The organism is Comamonas sp. SY3, assembly GCF_041730275.1.
Lineage (GTDB): Bacteria > Pseudomonadota > Gammaproteobacteria > Burkholderiales > Burkholderiaceae_C > Comamonas > Comamonas sediminis.
Window position 1 is genome coordinate 545,265 of sequence record NZ_JBGTYN010000001.1, and the last position, 17,052, is coordinate 562,316.

The window sequence follows — 17,052 nt, forward strand, 5'->3', positions numbered from 1 at the left end:
GTTCTTAAAAATCTTAAGAAGCTGTTAACCACTTTCCCGCACCCCAACAAGGCAAACTCTGACGCCCACCCCCTCCCCCGCAGCCGCAGAATTTGCCCATGCTCGCTGCTTCTGCATCTGCCAACGCCCCACCCGCTGACGTCATCACGCTGACCGACAAAGGTCTGTACTGCGCGGCTGGGGATTTTTTTATTGATGCCTGGAAGCCGGTACACCGCACTTTTGTCACCCACGGCCACTCGGACCATGCCCACGTGGGGATGGGCGAGTACTACTGCAGCACGACCAGCGAGCCAATATTGCGCTGGCGGCTGGGGGAGCAGAACATCCATGCGCTGCCGTTTGGGCAGACGATCACGATGGGCGAGGTGCAGGTGTCGCTGCACCCGGCGGGGCATATCCTCGGATCGGCCCAGGTGCGGGTGCAGCATGGCGATGCGGTGTGGGTGTTCACGGGCGACTTCAAGCGCGAGCCGGACCCGACCTGTGAAGCCTTTGAGCTGCTGCGCTGCGACACCTTGATTTGCGAGGCGACCTTTGCCTACCCGGTTTATGCCTGGCCCACGATGGCGCATGAGGTGGAGCGCATTGAGCGCTGGGTGGCGCATTGCAAGGCGCAGGGCAAGGCGGCTGTGCTGTATGCCTACAGCCTGGGCAAGGCGCAGCGGGTGCTGGCGGGCTTGGCTGGCAAGCTGGATGCGCCTGTGTTGCTGCATGGCGCGATGGCGCGCGGCACCGATATTTATCGGCAGGCAGGCATTGCGCTGGCCGCCACCGAGATGGTGGCCGATGTGCCCACCGATACCGACTTTGCCGGCCGCATGGTGCTGGCACCGCCTTCTGCACAAGACTCCGCCTGGCTCAAGCGCTTTAAACAGGTGGAGCAAGGCTTTGCCTCGGGCTGGATGCTGCTGCGCGGCAACCGGCGGCGGCGCAATATGCAGCGCGGCTTTGTCATATCAGACCATGCCGATTGGCAGGAACTGGTCGACACGATTACCGAAAGCGGCGCCCAGCGGGTGCTGGCCACCCATGGCAATACCGATGCGCTGATCCCCTACCTGCAGAGCCTGGGCATACAGGCGGAGCGCCTGCGCACCGCCTACGGCGATGAAGAGGAGGCGGCCGAATGAACCGCTTTGTGGCGCTGTACCAGCTGCTGGACGAGGCCTCCGGCACCCGCGACCGCGAATTGGCCCTGCAGCAGTACTTTGCTGGCGCCACTGCGGCCGAGGCAACCTGGGCCGTCTATGTGCTGAGCGGCGGTAAGGTGAATACCGGCAAGAACCGGCTGGCCACCACGACCGAGCTGCGCAGTTGGGTGAGCGAGCTGACCGCCCTGCCGCTGTGGCTGGTAGAAGAGAGCTATCGCCAGGTGGGCGATTTGGCGGAGACCTTGTCGCTCTTGGTAGCGGCCTGGCAAAAGCAGGGTATCAATCAACCTGAGCTGGCTGCTGCGCCCGGCACTGCCGTTGCTCCAGATCCCGATGCGCCCTGGCATGCAAGCCTGCTGGGCGCCACCTTTAAAACACCGGATAACGACAGCCGGCTCGACGAATGGACCGAGCAGTTTTTGCTGCCGCTGGTCGCTGCCGATGCCGAGCAACGCAAGCGTGCGATACAGCAGGCCTGGCAGCAGCTGGATACGCCTTCGCGCCTGGTCTTCAACAAACTGCTGACCGGATCGCTGCGCGCCGGTGTCAACAAACGCAGCCTGCAAAACAGCTTGGCGCCGCTGGTGGGCATATCTGCCGCCGATATGGCGCACCGCATGGTGGGCGAATGGTTGCCCAGCGCCCAGGCCTATGAGGCCTTGATGGACCCGGAAACCAGCGCGCAGCTGCTGGACAAGCCGTACCCGTTCTACCTCGCCTCGCCTCTGCCGCAAGAGCCAGATGCGCTGGGCGACCCCAAGGACTGGCTGGCCGAATGGAAATGGGATGGCATACGGGTGCAGCTGGTGCGGCGCCACGGCCATGCGCCTTATTTGTGGTCGCGCGGTGAGGAACGGCTGGATGGCCGCTTTCCCGAGCTGGAGACGGCCGCCGCACTGCTGCCGCGCGACATGGTGCTCGATGGCGAACTGCTGGCCTGGGATTACGAACAGAACAAGCCGCTGGGCTTTGTCGCGCTCCAAAGCCGCATTCAAAAGCGCAGGCCTTCTGCCAAGCTGATGCAGACCGTGCCAGCGCGCATTCTGTTTTATGACCTGCTGGAGTGTGATGGCGAAGACCTGCGCGCCCAGCCGCTGGCGCAGCGCCGTGCCAAGCTGGAGCAGGTCATCCGGCATGCGGATTTGCCGGCGCTGGGCATATCACCGCAACTGCCGTTTGACAGCTGGGATGCGCTACCCCCACTGCGCACTACCGCTGCCGAGCACAACGCCGAAGGGCTGATGCTCAAGGCGCTCGCCTCACCCTACAAGGAAGGCCGGCGCCGGGGCGATTGGTGGAAGTGGAAGGTGGACCCGTTCAGCATCGATGCGGTGCTGATTTATGCGCAAAGCGGCAGTGGCCGGCGCAGCACCTTGCACACCGATTACACCTTTGCGGTGTGGAGCGGCGATGCGCTGGTGCCCGTCGCCAAGGCCTACTCGGGCCTCACCGATGTGGAGATATTGCGGCTGGACAAATGGATCCGCAGCCACACGGTGGAGCGCTTTGGGCCGGTGCGCTCAGTCACGCCCAGCCTCGTGTTTGAGATTGCGTTTGAAGGCGTGAACCGCTCGACCCGCCACAAATCCGGCGTGGCGGTGCGCTTTCCGCGCATCTTGCGCTGGCGCGAGGACAAGACCGCACAGGACGCCGACCAACTGAGCGCCTTGCTGGAGTTGGCCGATGGCTGAGCTGGACAACAGCACAGCCCCTAGTGACCGCGCAATGCAGCGTGCGGCCAAGCGCTGGCGCGACTGGCTGAAGGCGCAGGACATCGGCGCAGCGGTCTTCCAGCAGCAGGCCTGGCGCGCGTATGCAGACGGGCACAGCGGTTTGATATCGGCCCCCACGGGGCGAGGCAAGACTTTGGCGGCGCTGGGTGGGCCGTTGATGCAGGCGATGGCCGAGGCTGAAACGCCTGAAGGCCGCGCCAGCCATGGCCCACGCATGCTTTGGGTAACGCCTTTGCGCGCATTGGCCAGCGACACCCGCGAGCGCATCACCGGCCCGGTAGCGGCGGTGCTGCCCCATTGGCAAGTGGCCATGCGCACGGGAGATGCCACTTCGCGCGACAAACGCCTCACCGACACCGGCAAGGCGCAGCTGGTGGTGATAACGCCCGAATCCTTGGCGCTGCTGCTGAGCCATGAGCGCAGCCGCGAGCAGTTCAGCCAGCTGCGCTGCATTGTGGTGGATGAATGGCATGAGCTTTTGCCCAGCAAGCGCGGGGTGCTGCTGCAGCTGAACCTGGCGCGCATCCAGGCGCTGGCACCGCAGGCGCAGGTCTGGGGCCTGTCGGCGACGATTGGCAATCTGCAGGAGGCCAGCGATGTGCTGCTGAGCGCCTGGCAGGTGCAGGCGCCGGCGCTGATCCAGGACATGCGGCCCAAGCCCTTTCATCTGCACAGCATCACGCCGCCGCTGGGCACGCGCATGCCCTGGGCGGGGCATTTGGGCCTGGCCAATCTGGGCGAGGTGGCCAAGCTGGTGTTCAGCGCGCCCAGCACGATTGTGTTTACCAACACCCGCGCGCAGGCCGAGCTGTGGCATACAGCGCTGGCCAGCATCTGGCCGGAGGATGCCGAAACCCTGGCGATCCACCATGGCTCGCTGGACCAGGGGGTGCGGCAGTCGGTGGAGCAGCGCCTGCGCGCAGGCACCCTGCGCTGCGTGGTGGCAACCAGCAGTCTGGATTTGGGCGTGGATTTTCCGGCGGTGGAGCGCGTGATCCAGATTGGCGGCGCACGCTCTGTCGCCCGCATGGTGCAGCGCGCCGGCCGCGCCAAGCACCGGCCCGGCGCTGCTGTGCATGTGGAAGCGGTTGCCACCCAGGCGATGGACCTGGCCGAGTTTGCCGCCGTGCGCGAGCTGGCCGAGGCCCAGGTGTATGAGCGGCGCGAGCCACTGCGCCTGTGCTTTGATGTGCTGAGCCAGCATGCGATGAGCGCGGCGCTGGCGGGCGGGTTCAGGCCGCCGGAGCTGTTGGCCGAGGTGCGGCGCACAGCGGCTTTTCGTGATCTGAGCGATGCGCAGTGGCAGGCGGTGCTGGCGTTTTTGGAGCATGGCAGCGATTCGCTGGTGCAGTACCCGCAGTATGAACGCCTGCACTGTGCCGATGGCCTGTGCCAGCCTGCCAACACCGGCGTGGTGCGCATGCACCGCATGTCGATCGGCACGATCACCGCGCACGGCGCCGTCAATGTGCAGTACCTGCGCGGCGCGCGGCTGGGCTCGGTCGAAGAAGCCTTTATTGCACGGCTCAGCCCTGGCGATGTCTTCAACTTTGCTGGCCGCAGTCTGGTGCTGGTGCGGCTGGAAAACCAGACCGCTTGGGTGCGCCGCAGCGCCGAGGTGGGCCTGCTGACCCCTGCCTGGGCGGGCTCGTTGATGCCGATGTCGTCATCATTGGGTGAGCGCATGCAGCAGCTGCTGAGCACGGCCGCTGCCAGCCCCGCAGCCGATGACGCACCCCATGCCCGTGAGCTGCAATGGCTGCAGCCGCTGCTGCAGCTGCAAAGCCAGCGCTCGCTGGTGCCGGGGGCCGACCAGCTGCTGATTGAGCAGGTCGGCAACACCCAAGCCGCCCAGGCCGCAAAGGCCGCACCGCTGTTTGTCTACCCCTTTGCCGGCCGGGTCGCGCATGAGGGGCTTGCGGTGTTGATTGCGACGCGCCTGGCGCATTTGCAGGCCAATACCTTTGCCTGGGCCTGCAATGAGATCGGGCTGATGATCCAGCCGACCTTGCCCATCGATGCGAATGCGGTGGACTGGGCAGAAATCTTCAAGCTCGACGGGCTCGACACCGATCTGCGCTCGGCGGTCAACTTCAGCGAGCTGGCACGCAAGCGCTTCAAGGAGATTGCGCAGATTGCAGGCCTGGTGCAATCCAAGGTGCCGGGCAAGAAGAGCCGCGCCAGTGACCGGCAATTGCAGGTCTCCGCCAGCCTGTTGTTTGACGTGCTGAGCAAGTACGACCCCGAGCATTTGCTGCTGCGCCAGGCCCGGCAGGAGGCGCTGGACCAGGAGCTGCACCTGCCCACCATGCAAAAGCTGCTGGCCAGCATTGCGGGGCGGCAGATGGCCTTGCGCTTTCCGGCCAGGCACACGCCCTTCTCGTTCGGGCTGTGGGCCGAGAGCTTTCGCGGCCAGCTCAGCAATGAGACTTGGCAGGACAAGGTGCGCCGCATGGCCGCCCAGCAGGAGCGCCAAGCCGCAGGCGAGCCTGGACCACGCACGGGCGCGCCTCGCACCCACCCATCCCGCAGCGGCGCCCCCAGCCGTGGCGCTGCCCCCCCACGCCCCCGCGCCAAGGGCACCCCACCGCAGGGGACGCGTACTGCAGCGCGTCGCACCCCACAACTACAGGATCGATCTTGATGGCAGAAACGCAATCGGCAGAGTTTTTCTCCCCCATTCAACTGTCTCCGTCTCCGCAGGACCATGTCGCGGCCAGCATGGCCGGCATGGAGTTTCTGGTGCTGGCCGAGCGCGCGCTGTTCTGGCCGCAGGAAAGCATGCTGATCCTCGCCGACCTGCACCTGGGCAAGAGTGATATCTTCCGCCGCCGGGGCGTTGCCGTGCCGCTGGAGGTGCAGCGCCAGGACCTGCTGCGCCTGCACCAGATTCTGCAGAAGTGGCAGCCGCAGGAGCTGGTGATTCTGGGGGACTTTGTGCATGGCCGCTTTATCGGCGAAGACACCTTTCAGCTGTGGCAGATGCTGCGGCGCGCCAACCTCAAGACCCGCTTTGTGCTGACCCGGGGCAACCACGACCGCTACCTGCAGACGGAGGCGCTGCTGCTCGATGATGTGCACACCCACCTGGCGCGCCACCAGGTGCTGCTCAGCCATGAGCCACTGGGGACCGGTGTGCACCATTTCTCGCTCAACATCCACGGCCATATCCACCCGACATTGCGTGTGCCCCAGATGCGCAAACGCCTGCCCTGCCTGGCGTACTCCGCACCGTACCTGAACCTGCCGGCATTTTCCGAATTCACCGGCTCGGGACCGGTCCCCGTACAGCCGCTGCACGCCTGGGTGTTTGCAAGCGACGGCAGTGCGCCTGTCTCGGTCTATTGAGCCCCTGACCACAGCATGCCGCAGCGGCGGCCACATGGCGGCCCGGCCCTGCGGCAGCAGGCTGGACATCTGACTCGGTCTGCCTTATCGCCTGCCTGATTGCCTGCCTGATCGCCTGCCATTTCCGCTTGCGATTCCGCTTGCCATTTCCGCCTGCCGCTTCGGACCGCGCTCCAGCCCTGGCGCGGCTTTGCGCAGATCGGCTGATGGCGCTAACAGTGAAGCGCGCACGGGCGCGTTCGCGTTTGGACTACAAACTTTTCAAGGTGCAAAAGCAGAATAAAGGCGTCATCTAACAAGGAATAGCCATGGTCACCACATATGTAGAGGAAGAGCGCGTCGTCACCGGCGCAGTACCGCGCGTGATCGCGGGGAATAGTGAAAGTGCGGTCTCCTGGGCAGCCATTTTCGCAGGCGCATTGGCGGCAGCCGTGCTGTCGCTGCTGCTGTTCATGCTGGGCGTCGGCCTGGGGCTGTCATCGGTCTCGGTCTGGTCCGGCCGGGGCGCCGATGGCGAGACGATTGGCTGGGGCGCAATCGCCTGGCTGGCATTCACGCAGCTCGCTTCTGCTGGCGTCGGTGGCTACATCGCCGGCCGCCTGCGCACCAAGTGGCAAGGCCTGCACACCGATGAGGTGTACTTCCGCGATACCGCCCACGGCTTTCTGGCCTGGGCACTGGCAACGATGCTGATGGTGGCTGTGGCCGGATCGGTGGCCGGTGCTGCGATCTCCGGCACGGCCAAGGCTGCCGGTGCCGTGGTCAGCGGTGCAGCCCAGGTGGTGGGCGGCGCTGCCAGCGGTGCCACCGGCGTGATCGGCGGTGCAGCCTCTGCCGCGCTGACCGGCGCCGCAGGCGTGACCGCCGGCAAGGCCAATGAACCCGGCTCCGATCTGAACTACTGGATCAACAGCATGCTGCGCCAGGGCGGCCCGACCGAGCAGCAAAAGCAGGACATCAAGGATGGCGCGCAGAACGCCGTGCAACAGGCCCGCTCCGCTGCCGATGACGCCAGCGAGATGAGCAGCGTGTTCATGCATTCCTTGCAAGCTGGCTCGCTGTCGAACGAAGACCGCCAGTACCTGGGCCGCCTGGTCGCACAGCGCACCGACATGAGCCAGGAAGAGTCGGAGAAGAAGGTCCAGGCCACCTATGACCAGGTCAAGCAGCAGATCGACAAGGCCAAGCAAGCCGCCCAGGACGCTGAAGTGAAGGCCAAGCAAGCGGCTGAGCAGGCCCGCAAGGCCACCGCCTATTCGCTGATGTGGATGTTCGTGGTGCTGCTGATTGGTGCATTTGTCGGCAGCCTGTCTGCCACCTTCGGCGGCCGCCAGCGCGACGCTTGACTGACCATCGATTTCATCTGAACACCCACTTTGCCTGCGGGCAGACCTAGAAAGGAAACACCATGCGATCCATCCTGCTTTGGCTGATTGGCGTGCCAATCCCCATCATCATCCTGATTGCGCTGTTCTTCCACTGATCGGCGCAGCCAGCACAGAACCAGGCCGCTCACCGAGCGGCCTTTTTGCTGGGCGCCTGCCAGGGCGGTGCAGCGCAGTGCATTTCGGCGTCTCAGCCCGTGCATGACAAGCAAGTCCTCCAAATGCCTACAAGGGCGGGAACGGGCTGCTGGCATTCTTGAACCGCCAAGCGTCGCTCCACAACCCTCGCTGCCTCCTTCGCCGGCCGCCCGCCCGGTGCCGTGCCACAGGCCATTGCCTGCGGCGCGGTGCCAGGTCTGCGGCGCCCGGCGGCCATGGGTACAGCCGGTTCTTCCAGTTGTGGAGCACCTGCCAGCCCCAGGCCAACCCTGAACCAACCATCTGGAGATCCACGATGACCACTCGCAAATCGCCCGCATCCGCTGCCAACCAAGCCAGTACCGGAGGCGAGCGCCATGACCAGGCCGGTGATGGCCACCCGGTGATGACCACCCAGCAGGGCATCCCTGTCTCGGACAACCAGAACTCATTGCGCGCCTACGGCCGGGGACCGACCTTGCTCGAAGACTTCGTGCTGCGCGAGAAGATCACCCATTTCGACCATGAGCGCATTCCAGAGCGCATCGTGCATGCTCGCGGCACGGCCGCGCATGGCTACTTCGAGCTGAGCCATTCGCTGAAAAAATACACGACCGCCAAGGTGCTGACCGAGGTCGGCAAGAAGGTGCCGATCTTTGCGCGCATGTCCACGGTGGCTGGCGGTGCGGGCTCGGTCGATACCCCGCGCGATGTGCGTGGCTTCGCGATCAAGCTCTACACCGAAGAAGGCAACTGGGACCTGGTGGGCAACAACATTCCGGTGTTCTTCATCCAGGATGCGATGAAGTTCCCCGACCTGGTGCATGCCGTCAAGATGGAGCCCGACCGTGGCTTTCCGCAAGCGGCGTCTGCGCATGACACCTTCTGGGATTTCATATCGCTGATGCCCGAGTCCATGCACATGATCATGTGGGCGATGAGCGACCGGGCGATCCCGCGCAGCCTGCGTACGATCGAAGGCTTTGGCGTGCACAGCTTCCGCCTCATCAACGACAAGGGCGAGAGCACCTTTGTGAAGTTCCACTGGCGCCCGCAACTGGGCATCCAGTCGACGGTATGGGACGAAGCAGCCAAGCTGCAGGCGGCCGACAACGACTTCCACCGCCGCGACCTGTTCGAGGCCATCGAGGCCGGCCATGCCCCTGCCTGGGACCTGTTCGTGCAGCTGTTCACGCAGGAAGAAGCCGACGCCCTGCCCTATGACCACCTGGATCCGACCAAGATCATTCCCGAAGAGGTGATTCCGCTGACCAAGATCGGCAGCTTCACGCTGGACCGCTGGCCGGACAACTTCTTTGCCGAGACCGAGCAGGTCGCCTTCTGCCCGGCCAATGTGCCGCCCGGCATTGATTTCTCGAACGATCCGCTGCTGCAAGGCCGCCTGTTCTCGTACCTGGACACGCAGCTGTCGCGCCTGGGCGGACCGAACTTCACGCAGATCCCCGTGAACGCGCCCAAGTGCCCGTTTGCCCACACCCAGCGTGACGGCCATATGCAGACCCAGGTGCCCAAGGGACGCGTGGCCTACGAGCCATCGAGCCTGGACCCGAACTCGCCACGCGAATCGCGGGCCCAGGGTTTCAAGTCGTTTGCCCAGCCGTCGGAAGGCGATGCCAAGAGCCGCATCCGCCCGGAAAGCTTTGCCGACCACTACAGCCAGGCCCGGTTGTTCTACACCAGCCAGAGCGACATCGAGCAGGCCCATATTGCGTCCGCGCTGGTGTTTGAGCTGTCCAAGGTGCAGACGCCCCATGTGCGCGAAGCGGTGGTGTCCCATCTGCTGGTGATTGACAACGACCTGGGCAAGCGCGTGGCCAAGGGCCTGGGCCTGGCGGCCTTGCCCAAGCCCGCCAAGCCTGCGGTGCCGGTGCAAGACCTGCCACCCAGCCCCGCGCTGCGCATCATCGACCGCATGAAGCCCACCCTGGAAGGCCGCTGCGTGGCGATTCTGGTGGACGACGGCTCCAACGCCGAGAACGTGGCTGCGCTGCAAAAGGCCATCCTTGCCGAAAAGGCCATGGTCAAGATCATCGCCCCCAAGATTGGCGGCGCCACGTTGAGCGACGGCAAGCACATTGCTGCCGATGCACAGCTGGCCGGCGCGCCCTCTGCGCAGTTCGATGCGGTGGCGTCCGTCATTCCGATGGCATCGGGTGAGACGCTGGCCAAGGACAGCGCCGCGCAGGACTGGTTCCGCGACGCGTTTGGCCACCTGAAGGCGATTGCCGCCTGCAAGGCCACGCACCTGATCCTGGACGCCGCTGGGGTGAAGCCGGATGAAGGCGTATTCGAGCCCAAGGATGTGGCCGGTTTCATCGAAGGCGCGAAGACCCGCTTCTGGGACCGCGAGCCGACATTGCGTACGCTGGCTTGATGCCAGGGTGGATCGCACGGGTCACCGCCCGCTGCGATCCCAGCCAACGCCAAGGCGCTGCAGACCACTGCAGCGCCTTTTTTGACGCCCATGTCCGGGATGCGAGGGCTTTACAGGCAGGCGCCCCGGCCTGCAGTGTGCAACCAAAAAACCTTGCCCTGCCTCGGGAAAGTACCGCGCAAGGCCATGTGTGCGCAGTGCTATGATCGCGCAAAATTTGTATGATAACAATATAAGCTGTCAGTGGCCCTGCGCCATTTGGCCCCTTTGATAACCGAGTGAGACAAGTCCTTCGCCATGACGACCTTTGCCCTTCTGAGCATTGCGGGCGCCAGCATTGCTGCGCTGCTGCTGCTGATCATCCGATTCGAAGTCCATGCCTTTGTGGCGCTGATGCTGGTGAGCCTGCTGGTGGCGCTGGCCACGGGCATCCCGCTCGCTGAGATCATTCCCACATTGATATCCGGCATGGGCGGCACGTTGGGGTCGGTGGCCATCCTGGTGGCTCTGGGCGCGATGCTGGGCCGGATGATCGAGGTATCGGGCGGCGCCAATACCTTGGCGCAGCGCTTCAGCCAGCTGCTGGGCCCCAAGCGGGTGCCGGCAGCGCTGACGGCGGCCGCGCTGGTGCTGTCGATCCCCGTGTTCTTTGATGTGGGTTTCATCATCCTGATCCCCATCATCTATGGCTTTTGCAAGGCCGCAGGTGTCAGCCCCATCAAGTACGGGCTGCCGGTGGCCGGCATCATGCTGGCCACCCATGTGGTCGTGCCGCCGCACCCGGGCATTGTCGGCGGCGCAGCGGTGCTGTCGGCCGATGTGGGCTGGATCACGCTGATCGGGCTGGGCATCTGCATACCGCTGGCCTTTGTGGCGCAGTGGGTGGGCGGCTATTTGAACCGCCGCCATTACACGATGCAGCCGGATGCAGAAGCCCAGTTCCGCAACTTTGGCAGCGGCGATGCCGCCGATGCCCCTGCCGCCAGGCTGCCGGGCGTGGGTGCCGTGCTGACCTTGATCCTGGCCCCGCTGGCGCTCATCATGCTGGGCACGACGGCGGCGACCATGCTGCCCAAGGGCGATGCGCTGCGTGATTTTCTGGCCTTTACCGGCGCGCCGGTGTTTGCGTTGATGGTAGCGATTGGCCTGGCCTTTGTGCTGCTGGTGCGCCCGCTGGGCTGGACGCGCAAGCGCACCAATGAGGTGATGGAATCGGCGCTGCCTGCAGCGGCCACGGTGATCCTGGTGACCGGCGCCGGCGGCGTATTTGCCAAGGTGCTGACGGTGAGCGGCATCGGCACCGCGCTGTCGCAGGCGCTGTCGGGCACCGGCCTGCCTCTGATCCTGCTGGGCTTCGTCATCTCTTTGGCCTTGCGCGCCGCGCAGGGCTCGGCAACGGTGGCCATTCTCACCACCTGCGGCCTGCTGGCCGAAAGCATTCAGGGCGGCGGCTACAGCGCGGTGCAGATCGCCGTGCTGACGGTGGCCATCGGCTTTGGCGGCCTGGGGCTGTCGCATGTCAATGACTCGGGCTTCTGGATTGTGACCCGCTACCTGGGCCTGAGCGTGGCCGATGGGCTGCGCAGCTGGACGGTGCTGACCACCGTGCTGGGCGTCGCCGGCTTTGCGCTGACCTGCCTGGTCTGGGCGCTGGTGGCCTGATCCGCAGCCTGGTTGATCGCTTGCCTATTTGTCGCTTGCCTATTTGTCGCTTGCATTCTTGTGCCCCGCCACCAGGCCGGGCATTCTCTACCTCTGATTCACGGGAGCATCTCGAATGACTACACACGCACAGCACGCCAAGGTGGGCGTCATCGGCCTGGGCGCCATGGGCCTGGGCATTGCCCAAACCCTGCGCAACCGGGGCTACCAGGTCCATGTCTGTGATGTGCGCCCCGGCGCAGCGGCCGACTTTGCCAGCGCCGGTGGCGTAGCCTGCGCCCACCCGGCCGAGCTGGCCGCCCAGGTGGATGTGGTGGTGTCCGTCGTCGTCAACGCCGCGCAGACCGAGGCCGTGCTGTTTGGCGAGCATGGCGCCGCTGCGGCGATGCGCGCTGGCAGCACCTTTGTGATGTGCTCCACGGTGGACCCGAACTGGTCCATCGCGCTGGAGGCGCGCCTGGCCCAGAGCGGCGTGCTGTATGTGGATGGCCCCATCTCCGGCGGCGCGGCCAAGGCGGCAGCGGGCCAGATGACAATGATGACCTCCGCCACACCAGCGGCCTACGCCGCAGCCGGCGCTGTGCTCGATGCGATGGCGGGCAAGGTCTACCGCCTGGGCGACAAGGCAGGCGCGGGCAGCAAGGTCAAGATCATCAACCAGCTGCTGGCCGGTGTGCACATTGCCGCCGCTGCCGAGGCCATGGCCCTGGGCCTGCGCGAAGGGGTGGACGCTGCGGCGATCTATGAAGTCATCACCCACAGCGCCGGCAACAGCTGGATGTTTGAAAACCGCATGGCTCATGTGCTGGCGGGCGATTACACGCCGCTGTCCGCCGTCGATATCTTTGTGAAGGACCTCGGCCTGGTGCTGGATACCGCACGCGCCAGCAAGTTTCCGCTGCCGCTGGCGGCCACCGCGCACCAGATGTTCATGCAGGCCTCCACGGCCGGTTATGCCAAGGAAGACGACAGCGCGGTGATCAAGATCTTCCCGGGCATCACCCTGCCCCAAGCTGCCAACGACGGAGGCCAGCGATGAGCGGGGCCGCATTGAAACTGGGCTGCATTGCCGACGACTTTACCGGCGCCACCGACCTGGCCAACAACCTGGTGCGTGCAGGCATGCGCGTGGTGCAGACCATTGGCGTGCCCAGCGGCCCGCTGGATGCTGAGGTGGATGCCGTGGTGGTGGCGCTGAAGTCGCGCACCATCCCCGCCGGCGAAGCCGTGGCCCAGTCGCTGGAAGCGCTGCGCTGGCTGCAGGGCCAGGGGGCGCAGCAGGTCTATTTCAAATACTGCTCCACCTTTGACAGCACGCCGGCCGGCAATATCGGCCCGGTGACGGACGCGTTGATGGATGCGCTGGGCAGCGACTTCAGCATCGCCACCCCGGCCTTTCCGGACAACAAGCGCACCGTCTTCAAAGGCTATCTGTTTGCCGGCGATGTGCTGCTGAACGAAAGCGGCATGCAGAACCACCCGCTGACCCCCATGACCGACCCCAACCTGGTGCGCGTGCTGCAGTCGCAGACCCGGCGCAAGGTGGGCCTGATCGACCACAGCGTGGTCGCCCAGGGCGCAGACGCCATCCGCAGCCGCATCGCGGCGCTGAAGGCCGACGGCGTGGGCATTGCCATTGTCGATTCGGTATCGAACGACGACCTGCTGCGCATGGGCCCGGCGCTGGCCGATCTGCCGCTGGTGACCGCTGGCTCGGGCGTTGCGATTGCGCTGCCCGCCAACTTTGGCCTGCAGGCCAGCCACCAGGCGGCCGCCTTGCCTGCGGCCAGCGGGCTGCAGGCAGTGGTGTCGGGCAGTTGCTCGGTAGCGACCAATGCCCAGGTGGCGCACTTCATCGCCAGCGGCCGCCCGGCACTGGCGCTGGCGCCGCTGCGCATGGCCGCCGGTGACGATGTGGTGCGCGAGGCGCTGGACTGGGCCCGCCCGCATCTGGCCAACGGGCCGGTACTCATCTACTCCACCGCCGAGCCCGATGCGGTGCGCAGCATCCAGGCCCAGCTGGGCGTGGAGCAGGCGGGGGCCTTGGTCGAGCAAACCCTGGCTGCCATTGCGCGCGGCCTGGTGGCGCTGGGCGTGCGCCAGCTGCTGGTGGCCGGCGGCGAAACCTCGGGCGCCTGCGTGCAGGCGCTGGGCATTGCGCAGATGCGCATTGGCGGCCAGATTGATCCGGGTGCGCCTTGGTGCCATGCGGCCAGCCCTGCCGCGCCCGAGGGCTTGCACATTGCGCTCAAATCGGGCAACTTTGGCAGCACCGATTTCTTCACCAAGGCATTCACCTCCTTGCAAGGCTGACAACGATGGTCTTTATGGACGAACCCAGCGCCCGCGCCGAGATCTGCCAGGTCGGCGCCTCGCTGTACACGCGCGGCTATGTGCATGCCAGCGCCGGCAATATCAGCGTGCGCCTGGCCGATGGCTACCTGATCACCCCGACCGACGCCAGCCTGGGCCAATTGGTGCCCGAGCGCCTGGCCAAGCTCGATCTGCAAGGCCAGCAGCTGAGCGGTGACCGTGCCAGCAAGACCATCGTGCTGCACCGGCGCATTTACGAGGCCAGCGCCAACACGCCAACACCCGCCGGCTGCGTGATCCACACGCACAGCCGCCAGCTGGTGGCCTGCTCGCTGCAGGCCACTGCCGTGCCGGGGGTGGCGCCTGCTGCCGAGCTGCTGCCCGCGCTGACGCCCTACTTTGTGATGAAGGTCGGCCGCGTGCCGCATATCGCCTACCACCTCCCCGGCTCGCCCGATGCGGCACAGGCCGTGGCCGAGGCGATTGCGCAGTACGCAGCCGCCGGCAAACCGATCCGCGCGGTGATGCTGGCGCGCCTGGGCCCCAATGTCTGGCACGAGAGCCCGGCTGCGGCGATGGCCGTGCTGGAAGAGCTGGAGGAAACGGCGCTGCTCTGGAACCAGTGCCGCCAGCAAGCACCCGCGCCGCTGAGCGACGCCCAGATTGACGAACTGCGCCAGAGCTTTGGCGCCCACTGGTAAAACCCTAGGGACCCTCTGCAAAACTCCCTGCCGTGGTCTGAACGCGGTCTCGGGCGATCCGCTTCGTTGTCTTCCTTGTCAATAGCTACGGCTCGACTGCAAAAGACGCCTTGCGGCTCATCCCGATCCGCGTCCATCCCGCTTGGCGAGGGTTTTGCAGAGCATCCCTAACCCTGCCTGCCGCGCTGATCACTTGCCTGCCGGCCGCCCCTTTTTTGGAAAGCACCCCATGCCCCGTTTTGCTGCCAATCTGTCCATGCTCTACAACGACCTGGACTTTCTGGACCGCTTTGCCGCCGCTGCGCGCGATGGTTTCACTGCCGTCGAGTACCTCTTCCCCTACGCCTACGCGCCCGAGCAGCTGGCCGCCTTGCTGCAGCAGCAGGGCCTGCAGCAGGTGCTGTTCAACGCGCCGCCGGGCTACTGGGACCGGGGCGAGCGCGGCATCGCCTGCATTCCTGGGCGGGAGGCCGAGTTCCGCGATGGCATCGCGCAGGCGCTGCGCTATGCCCAGGCGCTGCAATGCCCGCGCCTGCATGTGATGGCCGGCCTGGTGCCTGCGGGCGCCGATGCTGCTACCGTGCGCGCCACCTACATCGCCAATATCCGCCATGCGGCCGAGCAGGCGGCGGCGCAAGGCGTGCGCATCCTGCTCGAACCCATCAATGGCCGCGATATGCCGGGCTTCTTCCTGAGCCGCCAGGACCAGGCCCATGCCCTGGTCGCAGAGATTGGTGCCGCCAATGTGCAGGTGCAGATGGACCTGTACCACTGCCAGATTGTCGAGGGCGACCTGGCGATGAAGATCCGCCAGTACCTGCCCACCGGCCAGGTCGGCCATATCCAGATTGCTGGCGTGCCCGAACGCCATGAGCCCGATGTGGGCGAGCTGAACTACCCCTATCTGTTTGCGCTGCTGGACAGCCTGGGCTACGACGGCTGGATTGGCTGCGAGTACAAGCCCGCGCGCGGCGCGGCGCCCCATGGCACCAGCGATGGTCTGGGCTGGTTCAAGCCTTATCTGGCCAAGGCCCACTAAGCGGCTCTGCGCACCGCCGTGGTGGATGGGATGAATCGGCTGGCCTAGAATCCCCTCATCCCCTTTTAGCTGCAGGCCCACCGGCCCGCCGCCATGCGATGCGACCACCAGCGACCGAATCATTTTTGCAGCGGGTGCGCCAGCACCTGCAGGCACTGCCGGCCACCGAGCGGCAACTGGCCGACTTTGTGCTGGAGTTCCCAGGCGAGCTGGCCAGCTACGCTGGCAATGAACTGGCCCAGCTGGCGAAGGTGTCGCCCTCCACGGTGAGCCGCTTTATCCGCCGCCTGGGCTATGAGAACTACGAAGAGGCGCGCCGCCAGGTGCGCGAGGACAAGCAAAGCGGCTCGCCGCTGTTCCAGTCGGCGGCCGAGGCTTTTCAGCGCGGGCAGATGCTGGCGACCCACCGCGAGCGCTCGCTGGCCAACCTGACAAACACCCTGGACCAGCTGAGCGAGCCGCAACTGAGCGAGATCGTGCAGGCCATCATCGCCGCGCGCCAGGTGCTCATCTTTGGCAGCCGCAGCAGCCATGCCTTTGCCCAGTACCTGCGCTGGCAGATCATCCAGGTGGTGCCCCAGGTGATCAGCCTGCCTGGCCCCGGTGAGACCCTGGCCGAGTACACCGCCCAGCTGGGCAAGAACGACTGCGTCATCCTGTTTGGCATGCGCCGCCAGACCCGGCAGATGGCCGCACTGCTGGCCAGCGCCAGCAAGGCTGGTGCGTCGGTGCTGCTGGTGAGCGACCAGGCTTCCCCTCACTACGCCGCCGCCACCTGGTCCCTCCAGTGCGACTGCCATGGCCCAGGCCTGTTGGACAACCATGTGTCCGTGATGGCCGTCTGCGACCTGCTGGCCACCATGGTGCTGGAGGCCGCCGGCGCGCCCGGCCGCAAGCGCCTGGCTGCCATTGAGCAGCAGCATGAGCAGCACCAGGAGTTCTAGTCAACCGGCATAGACGCGCCAACTGCCCACCCGTTGGTATACAGCGCAGATACGCTGTAGCGACCTGGACCGGACCTGCTTAGCGGTGGTTGGGGCGCGCCTGATCGCTCTTGGGCCGCTGCAGTCCACGAACGGTGCGCACCCATCGCCATCCTGCAGGCTCTGACAACCAGGTGGGCGTGCGGAACTGCGCGATTGCGCCTCTTGGCGGGTGCGCAATGCCTGGCGAGCCTGGCAGAG

12 protein-coding genes are annotated in these 17,052 nt (G+C 65.6%); all 12 read left to right on the top strand.

All coding sequences use genetic code 11. The features are described 5' to 3' along the window. Positions 1–98 precede the first annotated feature (98 nt). The 12 genes from ACCQ08_RS02430 to ACCQ08_RS02485 all read left to right on the top strand — a co-directional run bounded on the left by ACCQ08_RS02430 (position 99) and on the right by ACCQ08_RS02485 (position 16,812). Complete coding sequence (locus tag ACCQ08_RS02430; protein WP_312451552.1) at positions 99–1,133, top strand: ligase-associated DNA damage response exonuclease; 1,035 nt, start codon at positions 99–101, stop codon at positions 1,131–1,133. Further along, complete coding sequence (locus ACCQ08_RS02435) at positions 1,130–2,845, top strand: ATP-dependent DNA ligase (protein ID WP_373448749.1); 1,716 nt, start codon at positions 1,130–1,132, stop codon at positions 2,843–2,845. The genes ACCQ08_RS02430 and ACCQ08_RS02435 overlap by 4 nt, the downstream gene beginning before the upstream one ends. Further along, on the top strand, positions 2,838–5,531 hold the full coding sequence (locus ACCQ08_RS02440) for a ligase-associated DNA damage response DEXH box helicase (RefSeq protein WP_373448750.1): 2,694 nt from the start codon (positions 2,838–2,840) through the stop codon (positions 5,529–5,531). Before ACCQ08_RS02435 ends, ACCQ08_RS02440 begins: the two co-directional genes overlap by 8 nt. Continuing rightward, on the top strand, positions 5,531–6,235 hold the full coding sequence (gene pdeM, locus ACCQ08_RS02445; RefSeq protein WP_373448751.1) for a ligase-associated DNA damage response endonuclease PdeM: 705 nt from the start codon (positions 5,531–5,533) through the stop codon (positions 6,233–6,235). Before ACCQ08_RS02440 ends, pdeM begins: the two co-directional genes overlap by 1 nt. 308 nt (positions 6,236–6,543) lie before the next feature. Further along, positions 6,544–7,581, top strand: a complete 1,038-nt coding sequence (locus tag ACCQ08_RS02450; RefSeq protein ID WP_312451557.1) for a hypothetical protein — start codon at positions 6,544–6,546, stop codon at positions 7,579–7,581. A 493-nt stretch (positions 7,582–8,074) separates the two neighbouring features. Then, positions 8,075–10,153: a catalase gene (locus ACCQ08_RS02455; protein ID WP_312410343.1), complete on the top strand. Its 2,079-nt coding sequence runs from the start codon at positions 8,075–8,077 to the stop codon at positions 10,151–10,153. A gap of 297 nt (positions 10,154–10,450) precedes the next feature. After that, a complete protein-coding gene (locus tag ACCQ08_RS02460; protein ID WP_312834181.1) occupies positions 10,451–11,815 on the top strand; it encodes a GntP family transporter in 1,365 nt (454 codons plus the stop codon). 115 nt (positions 11,816–11,930) lie between these two features. Continuing rightward, the gene (ltnD, locus tag ACCQ08_RS02465) at positions 11,931–12,854 is read left to right on the top strand and encodes an L-threonate dehydrogenase (RefSeq protein WP_373448752.1); all 924 of its coding nucleotides are present in this window, start codon (positions 11,931–11,933) and stop codon (positions 12,852–12,854) included. Then, entirely contained in the window at positions 12,851–14,128 is a 1,278-nt protein-coding gene (gene otnK, locus ACCQ08_RS02470; protein ID WP_373448753.1) for a 3-oxo-tetronate kinase, read from the top strand. Before ltnD ends, otnK begins: the two co-directional genes overlap by 4 nt. A 14-nt stretch (positions 14,129–14,142) precedes the next feature. Continuing rightward, complete coding sequence (locus ACCQ08_RS02475) at positions 14,143–14,829, top strand: aldolase (protein ID WP_373448754.1); 687 nt, start codon at positions 14,143–14,145, stop codon at positions 14,827–14,829. Between the two features lie 229 nt (positions 14,830–15,058). Continuing rightward, positions 15,059–15,868 (top strand): 2-oxo-tetronate isomerase, encoded by an 810-nt coding sequence (gene otnI, locus ACCQ08_RS02480; protein ID WP_373448755.1) that lies wholly within the window; start codon positions 15,059–15,061, stop codon positions 15,866–15,868. 98 nt (positions 15,869–15,966) lie between these two features. Then, complete coding sequence (locus ACCQ08_RS02485) at positions 15,967–16,812, top strand: MurR/RpiR family transcriptional regulator (protein ID WP_373448756.1); 846 nt, start codon at positions 15,967–15,969, stop codon at positions 16,810–16,812. Positions 16,813–17,052: the final 240 nt, after the last annotated feature.